The organism is Escherichia sp. WS2035, assembly GCF_046487065.1.
Classification (GTDB): Bacteria; Pseudomonadota; Gammaproteobacteria; order Enterobacterales; family Enterobacteriaceae; genus Escherichia; species Escherichia coli.
In genome coordinates this window covers 1-18,980 of the sequence record NZ_JBJQKD010000025.1, presented here as the reverse complement: position 1 = coordinate 18,980, position 18,980 = coordinate 1, and the positions used below count along the sequence as shown (strand labels likewise).

Genomic DNA, 18,980 nt, shown 5'->3' with positions numbered 1-18,980 from the left:
ATCATGGCAGCGAAAATCCGTCGTGATGACGAAGTTATCGTGTTAACCGGTAAAGATAAAGGTAAACGCGGTAAAGTTAAGAATGTCCTGTCTTCCGGCAAGGTCATTGTTGAAGGTATCAATCTGGTTAAGAAACATCAGAAGCCGGTTCCGGCCCTGAACCAACCGGGTGGCATCGTTGAAAAAGAAGCCGCTATTCAGGTTTCCAACGTAGCAATCTTCAATGCGACAACCGGCAAGGCTGACCGTGTAGGCTTTAGATTCGAAGACGGTAAAAAAGTCCGTTTCTTCAAGTCTAACAGCGAAACTATCAAGTAATTTGGAGTAGTACGATGGCGAAACTGCATGATTACTACAAAGACGAAGTAGTTAAAAAACTCATGACTGAGTTTAACTACAATTCTGTCATGCAAGTCCCTCGGGTCGAGAAGATCACCCTGAACATGGGTGTTGGTGAAGCGATCGCTGACAAAAAACTGCTGGATAACGCAGCAGCAGACCTGGCAGCAATCTCCGGTCAAAAACCGCTGATCACCAAAGCACGCAAATCTGTTGCAGGCTTCAAAATCCGTCAGGGCTATCCGATCGGCTGTAAAGTAACTCTGCGTGGCGAACGCATGTGGGAGTTCTTTGAGCGCCTGATCACTATTGCTGTACCTCGTATCCGTGACTTCCGTGGCCTGTCCGCTAAGTCTTTCGACGGTCGTGGTAACTACAGCATGGGTGTCCGTGAGCAGATCATCTTCCCAGAAATCGACTACGATAAAGTCGACCGCGTTCGTGGTTTGGATATTACCATTACCACTACTGCGAAATCTGACGAAGAAGGCCGCGCTCTGCTGGCTGCCTTTGACTTCCCGTTCCGCAAGTAAGGTAGGGTTACTAAATGGCTAAGCAATCAATGAAAGCACGCGAAGTAAAACGCGTAGCTTTAGCTGATAAATACTTCGCGAAACGCGCTGAACTGAAAGCGATCATCTCTGATGTGAACGCTTCCGACGAAGATCGTTGGAACGCTGTTCTCAAGCTGCAGACTCTGCCGCGTGATTCCAGCCCGTCTCGTCAGCGTAACCGCTGCCGTCAAACAGGTCGTCCGCATGGTTTCCTGCGGAAGTTCGGGTTGAGCCGTATTAAGGTCCGTGAAGCCGCTATGCGCGGTGAAATCCCGGGTCTGAAAAAGGCTAGCTGGTAATTGTCACCAATTGAATCACGGGAGTAAAGACAGATGAGCATGCAAGATCCGATCGCGGATATGCTGACCCGTATCCGTAACGGTCAGGCCGCGAACAAAGCTGCGGTCACCATGCCTTCCTCCAAGCTGAAAGTGGCAATCGCCAACGTGCTGAAGGAAGAAGGTTTTATTGAAGATTTTAAAGTTGAAGGCGACACCAAGCCTGAACTGGAACTTACTCTGAAGTATTTCCAGGGCAAAGCTGTTGTAGAAAGCATTCAGCGTGTCAGCCGCCCAGGTCTGCGCATCTATAAACGTAAAGATGAGCTGCCGAAAGTTATGGCGGGTCTGGGTATCGCAGTTGTTTCTACCTCTAAAGGTGTTATGACTGATCGTGCAGCGCGCCAGGCTGGTCTTGGTGGCGAAATTATCTGCTACGTAGCCTAATCGGAGGAAAAAATGTCTCGTGTTGCTAAAGCACCGGTCGTTGTTCCTGCCGGCGTTGACGTAAAAATCAACGGTCAGGTTATTACGATCAAAGGTAAAAACGGCGAGCTGACTCGTACTCTCAACGATGCTGTTGAAGTTAAACATGCAGATAATACCCTGACCTTCGGTCCGCGTGATGGTTACGCAGACGGTTGGGCACAGGCTGGTACCGCGCGTGCCCTGCTGAACTCAATGGTTATCGGTGTTACCGAAGGCTTCACTAAGAAGCTGCAGCTGGTTGGTGTAGGTTACCGTGCAGCGGTTAAAGGCAATGTGATTAACCTGTCTCTGGGTTTCTCTCATCCTGTTGACCATCAGCTGCCTGCGGGTATCACTGCTGAATGTCCGACTCAGACTGAAATCGTGCTGAAAGGCGCTGATAAGCAGGTGATCGGCCAGGTTGCAGCGGATCTGCGCGCCTACCGTCGTCCTGAGCCTTACAAAGGCAAGGGTGTTCGTTACGCCGACGAAGTCGTGCGTACCAAAGAGGCTAAGAAGAAGTAAGGTAACACTATGGATAAGAAATCTGCTCGTATCCGTCGTGCGACCCGCGCACGCCGCAAGCTCCAGGAGCTGGGCGCAACTCGCCTGGTGGTACATCGTACCCCGCGTCACATTTACGCACAGGTAATTGCACCGAACGGTTCTGAAGTTCTGGTAGCTGCTTCTACTGTAGAAAAAGCTATCGCTGAACAACTGAAGTACACCGGTAACAAAGACGCGGCTGCAGCTGTGGGTAAAGCTGTCGCTGAACGCGCTCTGGAAAAAGGCATCAAAGATGTATCCTTTGACCGTTCCGGGTTCCAATATCATGGTCGTGTCCAGGCACTGGCAGATGCTGCCCGTGAAGCTGGCCTTCAGTTCTAAGGTAGAGGTGTAAGATGGCTCACATCGAAAAACAAGCTGGCGAACTGCAGGAAAAGCTGATCGCGGTAAACCGCGTATCTAAAACCGTTAAAGGTGGTCGTATTTTCTCCTTCACAGCTCTGACTGTAGTTGGCGATGGTAACGGTCGCGTTGGTTTTGGTTACGGTAAAGCGCGTGAAGTTCCAGCAGCGATCCAGAAAGCGATGGAAAAAGCCCGTCGCAATATGATTAACGTCGCGCTGAATAACGGCACTCTGCAACACCCTGTTAAAGGTGTTCACACGGGTTCTCGCGTATTCATGCAGCCGGCTTCCGAGGGTACCGGTATCATCGCCGGTGGTGCAATGCGCGCCGTTCTGGAAGTCGCTGGGGTTCATAACGTTCTGGCTAAAGCGTATGGTTCCACCAACCCGATTAACGTGGTTCGTGCAACTATCGATGGCCTGGAAAATATGAATTCTCCAGAAATGGTCGCTGCCAAGCGTGGTAAATCCGTTGAAGAAATTCTGGGGAAATAAACCATGGCAAAGACTATTAAAATTACTCAAACCCGCAGTGCAATCGGTCGTCTGCCGAAACACAAGGCAACGCTGCTTGGCCTGGGTCTGCGTCGTATTGGTCACACCGTAGAGCGCGAGGATACTCCTGCTATTCGCGGTATGATCAACGCGGTTTCCTTCATGGTTAAAGTTGAGGAGTAAGAGATGCGTTTAAATACTCTGTCTCCGGCCGAAGGCTCCAAAAAGGCGGGTAAACGCCTGGGTCGTGGTATCGGTTCTGGCCTCGGTAAAACCGGTGGTCGTGGTCACAAAGGTCAGAAATCTCGTTCTGGCGGTGGCGTACGTCGCGGTTTCGAGGGTGGTCAGATGCCTCTGTACCGTCGTCTGCCGAAATTCGGCTTCACTTCTCGTAAAGCAGCGATTACAGCCGAAGTTCGTCTGTCTGACCTGGCTAAAGTAGAAGGCGGTGTTGTAGACCTGAACACGCTGAAAGCGGCTAACATTATCGGTATCCAGATCGAGTTCGCGAAAGTGATCCTGGCTGGCGAAGTAACGACTCCGGTAACTGTTCGTGGCCTGCGTGTTACTAAAGGCGCTCGTGCTGCTATCGAAGCTGCTGGCGGTAAAATCGAGGAATAAGTAGCAGATGGCTAAACAACCGGGATTAGATTTTCAAAGTGCCAAAGGTGGCTTAGGCGAGCTGAAACGCAGACTGCTGTTTGTTATCGGTGCGCTGATTGTGTTCCGTATTGGCTCTTTTATTCCGATCCCTGGTATTGATGCCGCTGTACTTGCCAAACTGCTTGAGCAACAGCGAGGCACCATCATTGAGATGTTTAACATGTTCTCTGGTGGTGCTCTCAGCCGTGCTTCTATCTTTGCTCTGGGGATCATGCCGTATATTTCGGCGTCGATCATTATCCAGCTACTGACGGTGGTTCATCCAACGTTGGCAGAAATTAAGAAAGAAGGGGAGTCTGGTCGTCGTAAGATCAGCCAGTACACCCGCTACGGTACTCTGGTGCTGGCAATATTCCAGTCGATCGGTATTGCTACTGGTCTGCCGAATATGCCTGGTATGCAAGGCCTGGTGATTAACCCGGGCTTTGCATTCTACTTCACCGCTGTTGTAAGTCTGGTCACAGGAACCATGTTCCTGATGTGGTTGGGCGAACAGATCACTGAACGAGGTATCGGCAACGGTATTTCAATCATTATCTTCGCCGGTATTGTCGCGGGACTCCCGCCAGCCATTGCCCATACTATCGAGCAAGCGCGTCAAGGCGACCTGCACTTCCTCGTGTTGCTGTTGGTTGCAGTATTAGTATTTGCAGTGACGTTCTTTGTTGTATTTGTTGAGCGTGGTCAACGCCGCATTGTGGTAAACTACGCGAAACGTCAGCAAGGTCGTCGTGTCTATGCTGCACAGAGCACACATTTACCGCTGAAAGTGAATATGGCGGGGGTAATCCCGGCAATCTTCGCTTCCAGTATTATTCTGTTCCCGGCGACCATCGCGTCATGGTTCGGGGGCGGTACTGGTTGGAACTGGCTGACAACAATTTCGCTGTATTTGCAGCCTGGGCAACCGCTTTATGTGTTACTCTATGCGTCTGCAATCATCTTCTTCTGTTTCTTCTACACGGCGTTGGTTTTCAACCCGCGTGAAACAGCAGATAACCTGAAGAAGTCCGGTGCATTTGTACCAGGAATTCGTCCGGGAGAGCAAACGGCGAAGTATATCGATAAAGTAATGACCCGCCTGACCTTGGTTGGTGCGCTGTACATTACCTTTATCTGCCTGATCCCGGAGTTCATGCGTGATGCAATGAAAGTACCGTTCTACTTCGGTGGGACCTCACTGCTTATCGTTGTTGTCGTGATTATGGACTTTATGGCTCAAGTGCAAACTCTGATGATGTCCAGTCAGTATGAGTCTGCATTGAAGAAGGCGAACCTGAAAGGCTACGGCCGATAATTGGTCGCCCGAGAAGTTACGGAGAGTAAAAATGAAAGTTCGTGCTTCCGTCAAGAAATTATGCCGTAACTGCAAAATCGTTAAGCGTGATGGTGTCATCCGTGTGATTTGCAGTGCCGAGCCGAAGCATAAACAGCGCCAAGGCTGATTTTTTCGCATATTTTTCTTGCAAAGTTGGGTTGAGCTGGCTAGATTAGCCAGCCAATCTTTTGTATGTCTGTGCGTTTCCATTTGAGTATCCTGAAAACGGGCTTTTCAGCATGGAACGTACATATTAAATAGTAGGAGTGCATAGTGGCCCGTATAGCAGGCATTAACATTCCTGATCATAAGCATGCCGTAATCGCATTAACTTCGATTTATGGCGTCGGCAAGACCCGTTCTAAAGCCATCCTGGCTGCAGCGGGTATCGCTGAAGATGTTAAGATCAGTGAGCTGTCTGAAGGACAAATCGACACGCTGCGTGACGAAGTTGCCAAATTTGTCGTTGAAGGTGATCTGCGCCGTGAAATCAGCATGAGCATCAAGCGCCTGATGGATCTTGGTTGCTATCGCGGTTTGCGTCATCGTCGTGGTCTCCCGGTTCGCGGTCAGCGTACCAAGACCAACGCACGTACCCGTAAGGGTCCGCGCAAACCGATCAAGAAATAATCGGGGTGATTGAATAATGGCAAAGGCACCAATTCGTGCACGTAAACGTGTAAGAAAACAAGTCTCTGACGGCGTGGCTCATATCCATGCTTCTTTCAACAACACCATCGTGACTATCACTGATCGTCAGGGTAACGCGTTGGGTTGGGCAACAGCCGGTGGTTCCGGTTTCCGTGGTTCTCGCAAATCCACTCCGTTTGCAGCACAGGTTGCAGCAGAGCGTTGCGCTGACGTCGTGAAAGAATACGGCATCAAGAATCTGGAAGTTATGGTTAAAGGTCCGGGTCCAGGCCGCGAATCTACTATTCGTGCTCTGAACGCCGCAGGTTTCCGCATCACTAACATTACTGATGTGACTCCGATCCCTCATAACGGTTGTCGTCCGCCGAAAAAACGTCGCGTATAACGCCTCGTTTTCCAGGTTTGTTGGAGAAAGAAAATGGCAAGATATTTGGGTCCTAAGCTCAAGCTGAGCCGTCGTGAGGGCACCGACTTATTCCTTAAGTCTGGCGTTCGCGCGATCGATACCAAGTGTAAAATTGAACAAGCTCCTGGCCAGCACGGTGCGCGTAAACCGCGTCTGTCTGACTATGGTGTGCAGTTGCGTGAAAAGCAAAAAGTTCGCCGTATCTATGGTGTGCTGGAGCGTCAGTTCCGTAACTACTACAAAGAAGCAGCACGTCTGAAAGGCAACACCGGTGAAAACCTGTTGGCTCTGCTGGAAGGTCGTCTGGACAACGTTGTATACCGTATGGGCTTCGGTGCCACTCGTGCAGAAGCACGTCAGCTGGTTAGCCATAAAGCAATTATGGTAAACGGTCGTGTTGTTAACATCGCTTCTTATCAGGTTAGTCCGAATGACGTTGTAAGCATTCGTGAGAAAGCGAAGAAGCAGTCTCGCGTGAAAGCCGCTCTGGAGCTGGCTGAGCAGCGTGAAAAGCCAACCTGGCTGGAAGTTGATGCTGGCAAGATGGAAGGTACGTTTAAGCGTAAGCCGGAGCGTTCTGATCTGTCTGCGGACATTAACGAACACCTGATCGTCGAGCTTTACTCCAAGTAAAGCTTAGTACCAAAGAGAGGACACAATGCAGGGTTCTGTGACAGAGTTTCTAAAACCGCGCCTGGTTGATATCGAGCAAGTGAGTTCGACGCACGCCAAGGTGACCCTTGAGCCTTTAGAGCGTGGCTTTGGCCATACTCTGGGTAACGCACTGCGCCGTATTCTGCTCTCATCGATGCCGGGTTGCGCGGTGACCGAGGTTGAGATTGATGGTGTACTACATGAGTACAGCACCAAAGAAGGCGTTCAGGAAGATATCCTGGAAATCCTGCTCAACCTGAAAGGGCTGGCGGTGAGAGTTCAGGGCAAAGATGAAGTTATTCTTACCTTGAATAAATCTGGCATTGGCCCTGTGACTGCAGCCGATATCACCCACGACGGTGATGTCGAAATCGTCAAGCCGCAGCACGTGATCTGCCACCTGACCGATGAGAACGCGTCTATTAGCATGCGTATCAAAGTTCAGCGCGGTCGTGGTTATGTGCCGGCTTCTACCCGAATTCATTCGGAAGAAGATGAGCGCCCAATCGGCCGTCTGCTGGTCGACGCATGCTACAGCCCTGTGGAGCGTATTGCCTACAATGTTGAAGCAGCGCGTGTAGAACAGCGTACCGACCTGGACAAGCTGGTCATCGAAATGGAAACCAACGGCACAATCGATCCTGAAGAGGCGATTCGTCGTGCGGCAACCATTCTGGCTGAACAACTGGAAGCTTTCGTTGACTTACGTGATGTACGTCAGCCTGAAGTGAAAGAAGAGAAACCAGAGTTCGATCCGATCCTGCTGCGCCCTGTTGACGATCTGGAATTGACTGTCCGCTCTGCTAACTGCCTTAAAGCAGAAGCTATCCACTATATCGGTGATCTGGTACAGCGTACCGAGGTTGAGCTCCTTAAAACGCCTAACCTTGGTAAAAAATCTCTTACTGAGATTAAAGACGTGCTGGCTTCCCGTGGACTGTCTCTGGGCATGCGCCTGGAAAACTGGCCACCGGCAAGCATCGCTGACGAGTAACCGGATCACAGGTTAAGGTTTTACTGAGAAGGATAAGGTCATGCGCCATCGTAAGAGTGGTCGTCAACTGAACCGCAACAGCAGCCATCGCCAGGCTATGTTCCGCAATATGGCAGGTTCACTGGTTCGTCATGAAATCATCAAGACGACTCTGCCTAAAGCGAAAGAGCTGCGCCGCGTAGTTGAGCCGCTGATTACTCTTGCCAAGACTGATAGCGTTGCTAATCGTCGTCTGGCATTCGCCCGTACTCGTGATAACGAGATCGTGGCAAAACTGTTTAACGAACTGGGCCCGCGTTTCGCGAGCCGTGCCGGTGGTTACACTCGTATTCTGAAGTGTGGCTTCCGTGCAGGCGACAATGCGCCGATGGCTTACATCGAGCTGGTTGATCGTTCAGAGAAAGCAGAAGCTGCTGCAGAGTAATCTGAAGCAACGTAAAAAAACCCGCCCCGGCGGGTTTTTTTATACCCGTAGCATCCCCACTTATCTACAATAGCTGTACTCTTTTTGTTCATCCCCTGGAGTATTTATGTGGTTACTTGACCAGTGGGCAGAGCGTCATATAGCAGAAGCGCAAGCGAAAGGTGAGTTTGATAACCTGGTAGGTAGCGGCGAACCATTGATACTGGATGATGATTCTCATGTGCCACCGGAATTACGTGCGGGGTATCGCTTGCTGAAGAATGCTGGTTGCTTACCGCCAGAACTTGAGCATAGGAGGGAAGCAATACAGCTTCTGGATATTCTCAAAGGTATCCGTCATGATGATCCGCAATATCAAGAGGTTAGTCGTCGATTGTCATTACTGGAATTGAAGCTGCGACAAGCTGGATTGAGTACCGATTTTTTACGCGGCGATTATGCTGACAAGTTGTTGAACAAAATCAACGATAACTAGTGGAGTATGTATGTATCGCATTGGTGAGCTGGCAAAAATGGCGGAAGTAACACCCGACACGATTCGTTATTACGAAAAGCAGCAGATGATGGAGCATGAAGTACGCACCGAAGGTGGGTTTCGCCTGTATACCGAAAGCGATCTCCAGCGATTGAAATTTATCCGCCATGCCAGACAACTAGGTTTCAGTCTGGAGTCGATCCGCGAGTTGCTGTCGATCCGTATCGATCCTGAACACCATACCTGTCAGGAGTCAAAAGGCATTGTGCAGGAAAGATTGCAGGAAGTCGAAGCTCGTATAGCCGAGTTGCAGAGTATGCAGCGTTCCTTGCAACGCCTTAATGATACCTGTTGTGGGACCGCCCATAGCAGTGTTTATTGCTCGATTCTTGAAGCTCTTGAACAAGGGGCGAGTGGCGTTAAGAGTGGCTGTTGATTTTTTGCACTGGCAGGATTACACTCGCGCCGTTAAATAACCAATTGGAGTTTTTATGAGCCGATATCAGCATACTAAAGGGCAGATAAAGGATAATGCGATAGAAGCATTACTACATGATCCCTTATTCCGACAGCGAGTAGAGAAAAATAAGAAAGGGAAAGGCAGTTACATGCGAAAAGGAAAACATGGCAATCGGGGGAACTGGGAGGCCAGTGGCAAGAAAGTAAATCACTTTTTTACCACTGGCCTTCTGCTTTCAGACGCTTGTTAAGAGCGGTTATTCTGCTCTTTCAGCAAATCACGAATTTCTGTCAGTAATACTTCTTCTTTAGTTGGTGCAGGTGTTGCTGCTGCTGGTTCTTCTTTTTTCCGATTCAGTTTGTTGATTAGCTTAATCGCCATAAAGATGGCAAAGGCCACTATCAGAAAATCAAAGACGTTTTGAATGAAGACACCGTAATGCATCACAACAGCAGGGATATCCCCTTGGGCCTCGCGTAGCGTGACAGCAAACTGTTTAAAGTCGATCCCGCCAATTAATAAGCCCAGAGGTGGCATGATGATATCGGCAACCAGTGAAGATACAATCTTCCCGAATGCCGCTCCGATAATGACACCCACTGCCAAATCCACCACGTTCCCGCGCATCGCAAATTCGCGAAATTCTTTAATAATGCTCATGTTATTCTCCCTATGAAGCCGACAACCATAAGTCTAACAAATGTTAAGCCATTTTCCTGCCAGGAATGGATTTAATTAATCCTTAATAATCAAAGGGAAATAATAAGGCGTCATTAGACGCCTTATTAATTACAAGAAGAAAGGACTTGGCTGGAAGAGTCTTTCGACGTCGGTAATAAACTTTTTATCTGTGAGGAACATAATTACGTGATCGCCTTGCTCAATGCGCAGATTGTCATTGGCAATCATCACATCGTTTCCACGTACCACCGCTCCAATAATCGTTCCTGGCGGTAGCTTGATTTCGTCAATGACTCTGCCGACAACGCGTGAGGTGCTTTCATCACCGTGAGCAACGGCTTCAATAGCTTCTGCTACGCCGCGGCGTAATGAGGAAACACCAACAATATCTGCTTTTCGCACATGGCTAAGCAACGCAGAAATAGTTGCTTGTTGTGGTGAAATCGCAATATCGATCACGCTCCCCTGAACCAGATCCACATAAGCGCGACGTTGGATCAATACCATCACCTTTTTCGCACCCATACGTTTGGCAAGCATGGCGGACATGATATTGGCCTCGTCATCGTTGGTGACGGCAATAAACAGATCAACTTGATCGATATGTTCTTCGGCCAGCAGTTCTTGATCCGACGCATCACCAAAAAAGACGATCGTATTCTGCAACTTTTCCGCCAGTTCGGCAGCGCGCTGCTGATTACGTTCGATGAGTTTAACGCTGTAATCTTTTTCCAGACGACGCGCCAGCCCTGCACCGATATTACCGCCACCAACCAGCATGATCCGCTTATACGGTTTTTCCAGTCGCTGTAATTCACTCATCACCGCACGGATATGCTGTGAAGCGGCAATAAAGAACACTTCATCACCAGCTTCAACAATGGTCGAACCTTGCGGACGAATGGGGCGATCGTGGCGGAAAATTGCTGCCACACGAGTATCGATATGTGGCATATGTTCGCGCATGGTCGAAAGTGCATTACCAATCAGCGGGCCGCCATAATAGGCTTTAACCACAGCCAGGCTGACTTTACCCTCAGCGAAGTTCACCACCTGCAATGCGCCGGGATACTCAATCAGTCGGTAAATATTATCGATAACCAACTGCTCTGGTGCGATCAGATGATCAATCGGTACAGCATCTGAATGAAATAGTTTATCGGCATCGCGCACGTAGTCTGGTGAGCGGATACGAGCGATGCGATTAGGGGTGTTGAAAAGTGAGTAGGCTACCTGGCAGGCAACCATATTGGTTTCATCTGAACTGGTTACAGCAACCAGCATATCGGCGTCGTCGGCACCTGCCTCCCGCAATACGCGTGGATGAGAGCCATGCCCCTGCACGACCCGCAGGTCAAATTTATCCTGTAAGGTCCGCAGACGCTCACCGTTGGTATCGACAACAGTAATATCGTTGTTCTCGCCAACCAGGTTTTCCGCCAGTGTGCCGCCAACCTGGCCGGCACCCAGAATGATAATTTTCATCAGTCGCGACCCGTTATCTCATCACTTTTTGATTAGCTTAGCGTAAAAGAAGCCGTCGCCCTCTTCGGCACCGGGCAAATTTTGTTTACCCGGTTGCTCTGGTGTTCCTGTTTCACAAAGTTCGGCATCAGCGGTACGTTGCAAAAAGGCTTTAATCTGCAGGCTATTTTCTTCCGGTAACACCGAACAGGTGGCATAGACCAGGGTTCCACCGGATTTTAAATGTGGCCAAATGGCATCGAGTATTTCAGACTGCAATTGCGCGAGTTCCGGGATATCGCGATCACGACGTAACCATTTAATATCCGGATGGCGACGAATCACCCCCGTTGCTGAACAAGGCGCATCTAATAAAATGCGATCAAACTGTTGCTCGCCACACCATTGGGAAGGGTTGCGGCCATCACCTTGTTTCACGGTCGCCTTCATACCAAGGCGTTTTAAATTGTCGTAAACGCGAGAGAGGCGCTGCTCATCAATATCGACCGCCAGAACTTGCGCCTCTGGAGCAACCTCAAGAATATGCGTTGTTTTACCGCCTGGGGCGGCGCAAAGATCCAGAATGTGTTCACCATTTTGTGGAGCAAGCCAGGTCATGCAACCTTGTGCTGAAGCATCCTGAACGGTAACCCATCCTTCTTCAAAACCGGGTAGCGCATGAACAGGTGCAGGTGTTTCCAGCTGTACAGCATCAGGGTAATCCGCATGCGGGAAACCTTTCATTCCTGCTTCATCCAGCAATGCAAGCCAGCTGTCGCGGGAATGATGCGTACGATTAACGCGCAGCCACATTGGCGGACGCTGGTTATTGGCTTCGACGATGGATTGCCACTGCTCGGGATACGCCTTTTGCAGACGCTTCAGCAACCAGGAAGGATGCAGATAACGTGCATCACTGGCATTAAACTCGGCTAATAACTCATCTTGCTGACGCTGGAACTGACGTAATACACCGTTAATCAATCCCTTAAGTTGCGGGCGCTTAATTGCAACTGCGCCTTCAACCGTTTCAGCCAGCGCGGCATGAGGTGGAATGCGGGTATAAAGCAGTTGATACAAACCAACCATAATCAGGTAATGAACAGTACGCTGTTTGCCTGTCATCGGACGGGCCATTAGCTTATTAATCAGCCAGTCTAACTGTGAGAGCGTACGCAGTACGCCAAAGCATAACTCCTGGAGAAGAGCTTTATCTTTATCGGAAACTTTTTGCTGGAGCGGTGGCAGAATGTTGCTCAGTGATTGCCCTTGCTCAACGACTTGTTCAATGGCCTGGGCCGCCATGCTACGTAAATTACGTTGTTTTTTCATAAGTATAAATATAAAGATGCCCGGTAAGACCGGGCTTAGAAGAGTGGACTATCAGGCCAGACGGTTGCCCGGTACAAACCATTCCCGACGAGAATTCAGGAGGTCTTGCACGCTCATCGCTTTCTTACCTGCAGGTTGCATTGAGAGCAGATTCAGGATGCCATCACCTGTCGCTACCTGAATGCCTTGTTTATTGGCTTCAAGGATTGTTCCTGGCGCAGCCTTTGTTGTCGTATCGATGACAGATGCTTTCCAGACTTTAACCGGCTGCCCTTCAATTTCCAGCCAGCTCATTGGCCATGGATTGAAAGCGCGAATGCAACGTTCAAGCTGTGCTGCCGAAAGTGACCAGTCAATACGCGCTTCTTCTTTACTCAACTTTTCGGCGTAAGTGACAAGAGTTTCGTCCTGAACTTCTGGTTTCGCCGTGCCGTCTGCCAGTTGTTTCAACGTGGTGATAAGCCCTTGTGGGCCAAGCTCTGCCAGCTTGTCGTACAGCGTACCACTGGTATCTTCTGCAGTAATCGGGCAGGAGAGCTTATAGAGCATGTCACCGGTGTCTAAACCAACATCCATTTGCATAATGGTCACACCAGTTTCTGCATCACCCGCCCATAGTGAGCGTTGGATTGGTGCTGCACCGCGCCAGCGTGGCAGCAGTGAACCATGAACGTTGATACAGCCAAGACGCGGCATCTCCAGCACAGCTTTAGGCAGAATTAAACCATAGGCGACGACGACCATAACATCAGCCTGCAGATCGGCGACCAGTTGCTGGTTTTCTTGTGGACGCAGGGAAACAGGTTGAAAAACGGGCAGACCTTTGTCCTCAGCCAGAACTTTAACCGGGCTGGGCATCAGTTTTTTACCGCGTCCTGCCGGTCGGTCTGGCTGGGTGAACACGCCAACGATGTTATGACCAGAAGACAACAGCGCGTCGAGATGACGCGCTGCAAAGTCAGGTGTACCCGCAAAAATAATACGTAGTGATTCTGACACGTTAATTCTTATCCTTAAGCCCGGGCTTTCAGACGATCCAGTTTTTCAACTTTCTGACGAATACGTTGTTGTTTCAGCGGTGACAGATAATCCATAAACAGTTTGCCGACCAGGTGATCCATCTCATGCTGAATACAGATGGCTAACAGACCGTCTGCTTCCAGTTCAAATGGTTTACCGTCGCGGTCCAGGGCGCGAATTTTAACTTTCTCTGCGCGTGGCACTAAAGCACGTTGTTCAGGGATCGACAGGCAACCTTCTTCAATGCCTGTTTCGCCGCTTTTTTCTAAAAGCTCCGGATTGATTAACACCAGCCGTTCGTCACGGTTTTCCGAAACATCAATTACAATGATACGTTGATGGATATCAACCTGGGTTGCCGCCAGGCCAATACCTTCTTCTGCGTACATCGTCTCGAACATATCATCGACGATACGCTGAATTTCTGCATTCACTTCTTCTACCGGTTTAGCAACTTTGCGAAGCCGCTCGTCCGGAATATGTAACACTTGCAAAACTGACATAAATCTCCAGAGATGTGTTCAGGAGTTAGAAAGATTATTTCTTCTATTCTAGACAAATCCCCCTCTGATTGACAGCATCACTGACCAATCGCAAAGATTGCTAAGGCTGCTTATGGCAGGGAGATAAGGATGGTCGATACAGAAATTTGGCTGCGTTTAATGAGCATCAGCAGCTTGTATGGCGATGATATGGTCCGTATAGCTCACTGGCTGGCAAAACAGTCGCATATTGATGCGGTTGTATTGCAGCAAACAGGGCTTACATTGCGGCAGGCACAACGCTTTCTTTCATTTCCGCGAAAGAGTATCGAAAGCTCACTTTGTTGGTTGGAGCAACCCAACCATCATTTAATCCCTGCGGACAGCGAATTTTATCCTCCTCAACTTCTGGCGACGACAGATTACCCCGGCGCACTGTTTGTTGAAGGAGAACTGCACGCGTTGCATTCATTTCAGCTTGCCGTAGTGGGGAGTCGGGCGCATTCATGGTATGGCGAGCGATGGGGACGATTATTTTGCGAAACTCTGGCGACGCGTGGAGTGACAATTACGAGTGGACTGGCGCGTGGAATCGATGGTGTGGCGCATAAAGCGGCCTTACAGGTAAATGGCGTTAGCATTGCTGTATTGGGGAATGGACTTAATACCATTCATCCCCGCCGCCATGCTCCACTGGCTGCCAGTCTACTTGAGCAAGGTGGTGCTCTCGTCTCGGAATTTCCCCTCGATGTTCCACCCCTTGCTTACAATTTCCCACGAAGAAATCGCATTATCAGTGGTCTAAGTAAGGGTGTACTGGTGGTGGAAGCGGCTTTGCGCAGTGGTTCGCTGGTGACAGCACGTTGTGCGCTTGAGCAGGGGCGTGAAGTTTTTGCTTTGCCAGGTCCAATAGGGAATCCGGGAAGCGAAGGGCCTCACTGGTTAATAAAACAAGGTGCGATTCTTGTGACGGAACCGGAAGAAATTCTGGAAAACTTGCAATTTGGATTGCACTGGTTGCCAGACGCCCCTGAAAATTCATTTTATTCACCAGATCAGGAAGACGTGGCATTGCCATTTCCTGAGCTCCTGGCTAACGTAGGAGATGAGGTAACACCTGTTGACGTCGTCGCTGAACGTGCCGGCCAACCTGTGCCAGAGGTAGTTACTCAACTACTCGAACTGGAGTTAGCAGGATGGATCGCAGCTGTACCCGGCGGCTATGTCCGATTGAGGAGGGCATGCCATGTTCGACGTACTAATGTATTTGTTTGAAACCTATATTCACACAGAAGCTGAGTTGCGTGTGGATCAAGACAAACTTGAACAGGATCTTACCGACGCAGGATTTGATCGAGAAGATATCTACAATGCCCTGCTTTGGCTGGAAAAGCTTGCGGATTATCAGGAAGGACTGGCAGAACCGATGCAACTGGCCTCTGATCCACTCTCCATGCGTATTTATACCCCTGAAGAGTGTGAAAGACTGGATGCCAGCTGTCGTGGTTTTTTGCTTTTCCTTGAGCAAATTCAGGTGCTTAGCCTTGAAACCCGTGAAATGGTGATAGAGCGAGTGCTCGCGCTGGATACCGCAGAGTTCGACCTGGAAGACCTGAAATGGGTAATCCTGATGGTGTTGTTCAATATTCCGGGTTGCGAAAATGCGTACCAGCAAATGGAAGAATTACTCTTTGAAGTGAATGAAGGTATGCTGCATTAATCATTTCTTTAATTCAGCATAAGTTGTTATGGCGAAATCAGCACTGTTCACGGTGCGTAATAATGAGTCCTGCCCAAAGTGCGGGGCTGAACTAGTTATTCGATCCGGGAAACACGGTCCGTTTCTTGGATGCTCACAGTATCCGGCATGTGGCTACGTCCGTCCTCTGAAATCTTCAGCGGATGGACATATTGTCAAAGTTCTGGAGGGGCAGGTTTGCCCTGCATGTGGCGCAAATCTGGTATTACGCCAGGGACGCTTTGGTATGTTTATTGGTTGCAGTAACTACCCTGAATGCGAACATACCGAACTTATCGATAAACCGGACGAAACAGCAATTACATGCCCCCAATGCCGGACGGGCCATCTGGTTCAGCGCCGCTCCCGTTATGGCAAAACATTTCACTCCTGTGATCGCTACCCGGAGTGTCAATTTGCCATTAACTTCAAACCCATAGCTGGAGAATGCCCTGAGTGCCATTATCCGCTACTCATCGAAAAGAAAACCGCGCAGGGTGTAAAACACTTTTGTGCCAGTAAACAATGTGGAAAGCCGATTTCGGCGGAATAATAACGTGAATAATAACCTGCAAGGAGACGCTATCGCAGCTGCGATAGATGTCCTCAATGAAGAACGTGTCATCGCCTATCCAACGGAAGCCGTTTTCGGTGTCGGGTGCGATCCTGATAGCGAAACAGCAGTGATGAGACTGTTGGAGTTAAAACGGCGTCCGGTTGATAAGGGGCTGATTTTAATCGCGGCAAATTACGAGCAGCTTAAACCCTATATTGATGACACCATGCTGACTGACGCGCAGCGTGAAACCATTTTTTCCCGCTGGCCAGGTCCTGTAACCTTTGTCTTTCCCGCGCCTGCGACAACACCGCGCTGGTTGACGGGCCGCTTTGATTCGCTTGCTGTACGAGTCACCGACCATCCGTTGGTGGTTGCTTTGTGCCAGGCTTATGGTAAACCGCTGGTTTCTACCAGTGCCAACTTGAGTGGATTGCCACCTTGTCGAACAGTAGACGAAGTTCGCGCACAATTTGGCGCTGCGTTCCCGGTTGTGCCTGGTGAAACGGGGGGGCGTTTAAATCCTTCAGAAATCCGCGATGCCCTGACGGGTGAACTGTTTCGACAGGGGTAACATAATGGAAACCTATGCTGTTTTTGGTAATCCGATAGCCCACAGCAAATCGCCATTCATTCATCAGCAATTTGCTCAGCAACTGAATATTGAACATCCCTATGGGCGTGTGTTGACACCCATCAATGATTTCATCAACACACTGAACACTTTCTTTAGTGCTGGTGGTAAAGGTGCGAATGTGACGGTGCCTTTTAAAGAAGAGGCTTTTGCCAGAGCGGATGAGCTTACTGAACGGGCAGCGTTGGCTGGTGCTGTTAATACCCTCAAGCGGTTAGAAGATGGACGCTTGCTGGGTGACAATACCGATGGTATAGGTTTGTTAAGCGATCTGGAACGTCTGTCTTTTATCCGTCCTGGTTTACGTATTTTGCTCATCGGCGCTGGTGGAGCATCTCGCGGCGTACTACTGCCACTCCTTTCCCTGGACTGTGCGGTGACAATCACTAATCGGACGGTATCCCGCGCGGAAGAGTTGGCTAAATTGTTTGCGCACACTGGCAGTATTCACGCGTTGGGTATGCACGAACTGGAAGGTCATGAGTTTGATCTCATTATTAATGCAACATCCAGTGGCATCAGTGGTGATATTCCGGCGATCCCGTCATCGCTCATTCATCCAGGCATTTATTGCTATGACATGTTCTATCAGAAAGGAAAAACTCCTTTTCTGGCATGGTGTGAGCAGCGAGGCTCAAAGCGTACTGCTGATGGTTTAGGAATGCTGGTGGCACAAGCGGCTCATGCCTTCCTTCTTTGGCATGGCGTTCTGCCTGATGTAGAACCGGTCATCAAACTATTGCAACAGGAGTTGTCAGCGTGAATCAGGCCATCCAGTTTCCGGATAGGGAAGAGTGGGACGAGAATAAAAAATGTGTATGTTTTCCCGCTCTCGTGAATGGTATGCAACTGACATGTGCGATCTCTGGCGAGAGTCTGGCGTATCGCTTTACTGGAGATACACCAGAACAGTGGTTAGAGAGTTTTCGTCAGCATCGCTGGGACCTGGAAGAAGAAGCGGAAAACTTAATTCAGGAACAAAGTGAAGATGATCAAGGTTGGGTGTGGTTACCCTGATCCATATATTCGTCCTTCCATTTCACGTAGTTATTTGCGGAATAGCGTAACCCAGCCTTCTCTTCATCACTTAACGGGCGGATCTGTTTGACGGGGCTACCGAGATACAGATATCCGCTCTCCAGCCGTTTATTTTGTGGGACCAGGCTACCTGCACCAATCATCACATCATCTTCTACTATTGCGCCATCAAGTAAAATTGAGCCCATCCCAACCAAAACTCGATTGCCAATGGTGCAGCCGTGGAGCATCACCTTGTGACCAATAGTGACATCTTCGCCAATGGTTAATGGGTTGCCAGCTGGGTTGTACGAGGATTTATGAGTGACGTGCAACATACTGCCATCCTGGATATTGGTGCGTGCTCCGATCTGTACATAATGTACATCTCCACGAATCACAACGAGCGGCCAGATCCCCACATCATCAGCCAGACGAACGTCACCAATCACGACGCTGCTATCGTCGATCATTACGCGCTGACCGATTTGTGGAAAAAGATCGCGGTATGGGCGTAAAACCTCAGACATACTCACCTCAACAATAAATGATTTACTAATGACTTTGGGTACATTATTGGCCTTGTGCAAGTCTTTTAGTATGCAAAAAAGCACCGTTTTGTGTGCGAATGCAGCAAAAAGGGTGAAAAAACAACAAACAGAAAAAAAGATCAAAAAAGTACTTGTGCAAAAAATTGGGATCCCTATAATGCGCCTCCGTTGAGACGACAACGTGAAACACTTCACAAGATAGTCGTAACAACAAAGAGAAAAATCCTGAAATTCAGGGTTGACTCTGAAAGAGGAAAGCGTAATATACGCCACCTCGCGACAGTGAGCTGAAAACCGCGTCGCAACTGCTCTTTAACAATTTATCAGACAATCTGTGTGGGCACTCGAAGATACGGATTCTTGACGTCGCAAGACGAAAAATGAATACCAAGTCTCAAGAGTGAACACGTAATTC

At 49.3% G+C, this 18,980-nt stretch carries 31 protein-coding genes; 25 read left to right on the top strand and 6 right to left on the bottom strand.

Translation table 11 applies throughout. The features are described from left to right. Positions 1-3: 3 nt before the first annotated feature. From rplX to arfA, 19 genes are all read left to right on the top strand, one after another. Positions 4-318: a 50S ribosomal protein L24 gene (gene rplX / locus ACJHX4_RS25350; protein ID WP_000729186.1), complete on the top strand. Its 315-nt coding sequence runs from the start codon at positions 4-6 to the stop codon at positions 316-318. A gap of 14 nt (positions 319-332) precedes the next feature. After that, on the top strand, positions 333-872 hold the full coding sequence (rplE, locus tag ACJHX4_RS25345) for a 50S ribosomal protein L5 (RefSeq protein ID WP_001096200.1): 540 nt from the start codon (positions 333-335) through the stop codon (positions 870-872). Positions 873-886: 14 nt separating this feature from the next. Beyond that, a complete protein-coding gene (gene rpsN, locus ACJHX4_RS25340) occupies positions 887-1,192 on the top strand; it encodes a 30S ribosomal protein S14 (RefSeq protein WP_001118930.1) in 306 nt (101 codons plus the stop codon). A gap of 33 nt (positions 1,193-1,225) precedes the next feature. Continuing rightward, the gene (rpsH, locus tag ACJHX4_RS25335) at positions 1,226-1,618 is read left to right on the top strand and encodes a 30S ribosomal protein S8 (protein WP_000062611.1); all 393 of its coding nucleotides are present in this window, start codon (positions 1,226-1,228) and stop codon (positions 1,616-1,618) included. Between the two features lie 12 nt (positions 1,619-1,630). Further along, the gene (gene rplF / locus ACJHX4_RS25330; protein WP_000091945.1) at positions 1,631-2,164 is read left to right on the top strand and encodes a 50S ribosomal protein L6; all 534 of its coding nucleotides are present in this window, start codon (positions 1,631-1,633) and stop codon (positions 2,162-2,164) included. Positions 2,165-2,173: 9 nt separating this feature from the next. Continuing rightward, a complete protein-coding gene (gene rplR / locus ACJHX4_RS25325) occupies positions 2,174-2,527 on the top strand; it encodes a 50S ribosomal protein L18 (protein ID WP_000358960.1) in 354 nt (117 codons plus the stop codon). A gap of 14 nt (positions 2,528-2,541) precedes the next feature. Next, positions 2,542-3,045: a 30S ribosomal protein S5 gene (gene rpsE / locus ACJHX4_RS25320; RefSeq protein ID WP_000940121.1), complete on the top strand. Its 504-nt coding sequence runs from the start codon at positions 2,542-2,544 to the stop codon at positions 3,043-3,045. A gap of 3 nt (positions 3,046-3,048) precedes the next feature. Beyond that, positions 3,049-3,228: a 50S ribosomal protein L30 gene (rpmD, locus tag ACJHX4_RS25315; RefSeq protein WP_001140433.1), complete on the top strand. Its 180-nt coding sequence runs from the start codon at positions 3,049-3,051 to the stop codon at positions 3,226-3,228. A 3-nt stretch (positions 3,229-3,231) separates the two neighbouring features. Beyond that, positions 3,232-3,666, top strand: a complete 435-nt coding sequence (gene rplO, locus ACJHX4_RS25310) for a 50S ribosomal protein L15 (protein ID WP_001238917.1) — start codon at positions 3,232-3,234, stop codon at positions 3,664-3,666. 7 nt (positions 3,667-3,673) lie between these two features. Further along, on the top strand, positions 3,674-5,005 hold the full coding sequence (gene secY / locus ACJHX4_RS25305) for a preprotein translocase subunit SecY (protein ID WP_001118861.1): 1,332 nt from the start codon (positions 3,674-3,676) through the stop codon (positions 5,003-5,005). A gap of 31 nt (positions 5,006-5,036) precedes the next feature. Beyond that, positions 5,037-5,153, top strand: a complete 117-nt coding sequence (gene rpmJ, locus ACJHX4_RS25300; protein WP_000868187.1) for a 50S ribosomal protein L36 — start codon at positions 5,037-5,039, stop codon at positions 5,151-5,153. Between the two features lie 146 nt (positions 5,154-5,299). Beyond that, complete coding sequence (gene rpsM, locus ACJHX4_RS25295; RefSeq protein ID WP_000090775.1) at positions 5,300-5,656, top strand: 30S ribosomal protein S13; 357 nt, start codon at positions 5,300-5,302, stop codon at positions 5,654-5,656. Between the two features lie 16 nt (positions 5,657-5,672). Continuing rightward, positions 5,673-6,062: a 30S ribosomal protein S11 gene (rpsK, locus tag ACJHX4_RS25290; RefSeq protein ID WP_001029685.1), complete on the top strand. Its 390-nt coding sequence runs from the start codon at positions 5,673-5,675 to the stop codon at positions 6,060-6,062. A 33-nt stretch (positions 6,063-6,095) separates the two neighbouring features. Continuing rightward, complete coding sequence (gene rpsD / locus ACJHX4_RS25285) at positions 6,096-6,716, top strand: 30S ribosomal protein S4 (RefSeq protein WP_000135224.1); 621 nt, start codon at positions 6,096-6,098, stop codon at positions 6,714-6,716. Positions 6,717-6,741: 25 nt separating this feature from the next. Continuing rightward, positions 6,742-7,731, top strand: coding sequence for a DNA-directed RNA polymerase subunit alpha (locus ACJHX4_RS25280; RefSeq protein WP_001162094.1), 990 nt, complete (start codon positions 6,742-6,744; stop codon positions 7,729-7,731). Between the two features lie 40 nt (positions 7,732-7,771). Further along, on the top strand, positions 7,772-8,155 hold the full coding sequence (gene rplQ / locus ACJHX4_RS25275) for a 50S ribosomal protein L17 (protein WP_001216368.1): 384 nt from the start codon (positions 7,772-7,774) through the stop codon (positions 8,153-8,155). A 106-nt stretch (positions 8,156-8,261) separates the two neighbouring features. Continuing rightward, complete coding sequence (locus tag ACJHX4_RS25270) at positions 8,262-8,630, top strand: DUF1992 domain-containing protein (protein ID WP_000266504.1); 369 nt, start codon at positions 8,262-8,264, stop codon at positions 8,628-8,630. Between the two features lie 10 nt (positions 8,631-8,640). Continuing rightward, positions 8,641-9,066, top strand: a complete 426-nt coding sequence (zntR, locus tag ACJHX4_RS25265; protein WP_000285610.1) for a Zn(2+)-responsive transcriptional regulator — start codon at positions 8,641-8,643, stop codon at positions 9,064-9,066. Between the two features lie 55 nt (positions 9,067-9,121). After that, positions 9,122-9,340 (top strand): alternative ribosome-rescue factor ArfA, encoded by a 219-nt coding sequence (gene arfA / locus ACJHX4_RS25260; RefSeq protein WP_000092695.1) that lies wholly within the window; start codon positions 9,122-9,124, stop codon positions 9,338-9,340. On the opposite strand, the gene mscL is transcribed toward arfA, so the two are convergent. The 5 genes from mscL to def form a co-directional block, all read right to left on the bottom strand. Next, on the bottom strand, positions 9,337-9,750 hold the full coding sequence (gene mscL / locus ACJHX4_RS25255; RefSeq protein ID WP_000022450.1) for a large-conductance mechanosensitive channel protein MscL: 414 nt from the start codon (positions 9,748-9,750) through the stop codon (positions 9,337-9,339). The two genes, arfA and mscL, sit on opposite strands and share 4 nt — an antisense overlap. 129 nt (positions 9,751-9,879) lie before the next feature. Beyond that, positions 9,880-11,256 carry a Trk system potassium transporter TrkA gene (gene trkA / locus ACJHX4_RS25250; protein ID WP_000691382.1) on the bottom strand — a complete coding sequence of 459 codons (1,377 nt, stop codon included), beginning with the start codon at positions 11,254-11,256 and terminating at the stop codon, positions 9,880-9,882. A 21-nt stretch (positions 11,257-11,277) separates the two neighbouring features. Further along, complete coding sequence (gene rsmB / locus ACJHX4_RS25245; RefSeq protein WP_000744765.1) at positions 11,278-12,567, bottom strand: 16S rRNA (cytosine(967)-C(5))-methyltransferase RsmB; 1,290 nt, start codon at positions 12,565-12,567, stop codon at positions 11,278-11,280. Positions 12,568-12,618: 51 nt separating this feature from the next. After that, a complete protein-coding gene (gene fmt, locus ACJHX4_RS25240; protein WP_000004421.1) occupies positions 12,619-13,566 on the bottom strand; it encodes a methionyl-tRNA formyltransferase in 948 nt (315 codons plus the stop codon). Between the two features lie 14 nt (positions 13,567-13,580). Further along, complete coding sequence (gene def / locus ACJHX4_RS25235) at positions 13,581-14,090, bottom strand: peptide deformylase (protein WP_000114984.1); 510 nt, start codon at positions 14,088-14,090, stop codon at positions 13,581-13,583. 129 nt (positions 14,091-14,219) lie between these two features. On the opposite strand from def, the gene dprA reads away from it, so the two are divergent. Genes dprA through ACJHX4_RS25205 form a run of 6 tightly spaced genes read left to right on the top strand, consistent with a single transcriptional unit; the run spans position 14,220 to position 18,014 of the window. Then, the gene (gene dprA, locus ACJHX4_RS25230; protein WP_000228517.1) at positions 14,220-15,344 is read left to right on the top strand and encodes a DNA-protecting protein DprA; all 1,125 of its coding nucleotides are present in this window, start codon (positions 14,220-14,222) and stop codon (positions 15,342-15,344) included. Beyond that, positions 15,316-15,789 carry a DUF494 family protein Smg gene (gene smg, locus ACJHX4_RS25225; protein WP_000460673.1) on the top strand — a complete coding sequence of 158 codons (474 nt, stop codon included), beginning with the start codon at positions 15,316-15,318 and terminating at the stop codon, positions 15,787-15,789. The genes dprA and smg overlap by 29 nt, the downstream gene beginning before the upstream one ends. Positions 15,790-15,817: 28 nt before the next feature. After that, on the top strand, positions 15,818-16,360 hold the full coding sequence (locus ACJHX4_RS25220; RefSeq protein WP_001296461.1) for a type I DNA topoisomerase: 543 nt from the start codon (positions 15,818-15,820) through the stop codon (positions 16,358-16,360). A gap of 4 nt (positions 16,361-16,364) precedes the next feature. Beyond that, positions 16,365-16,937 carry an L-threonylcarbamoyladenylate synthase type 1 TsaC gene (tsaC, locus tag ACJHX4_RS25215; protein WP_001296460.1) on the top strand — a complete coding sequence of 191 codons (573 nt, stop codon included), beginning with the start codon at positions 16,365-16,367 and terminating at the stop codon, positions 16,935-16,937. Positions 16,938-16,941: 4 nt separating this feature from the next. Further along, the gene (gene aroE, locus ACJHX4_RS25210) at positions 16,942-17,760 is read left to right on the top strand and encodes a shikimate dehydrogenase (RefSeq protein WP_000451255.1); all 819 of its coding nucleotides are present in this window, start codon (positions 16,942-16,944) and stop codon (positions 17,758-17,760) included. Then, the gene (locus ACJHX4_RS25205) at positions 17,757-18,014 is read left to right on the top strand and encodes a DUF1488 domain-containing protein (protein WP_001070565.1); all 258 of its coding nucleotides are present in this window, start codon (positions 17,757-17,759) and stop codon (positions 18,012-18,014) included. Before aroE ends, ACJHX4_RS25205 begins: the two co-directional genes overlap by 4 nt. Here the strand turns inward: ACJHX4_RS25205 and ACJHX4_RS25200 are convergent. After that, positions 17,990-18,544: a gamma carbonic anhydrase family protein gene (locus ACJHX4_RS25200; protein WP_000005712.1), complete on the bottom strand. Its 555-nt coding sequence runs from the start codon at positions 18,542-18,544 to the stop codon at positions 17,990-17,992. The genes ACJHX4_RS25205 and ACJHX4_RS25200 overlap by 25 nt on opposite strands. Positions 18,545-18,980 lie beyond the last annotated feature (436 nt).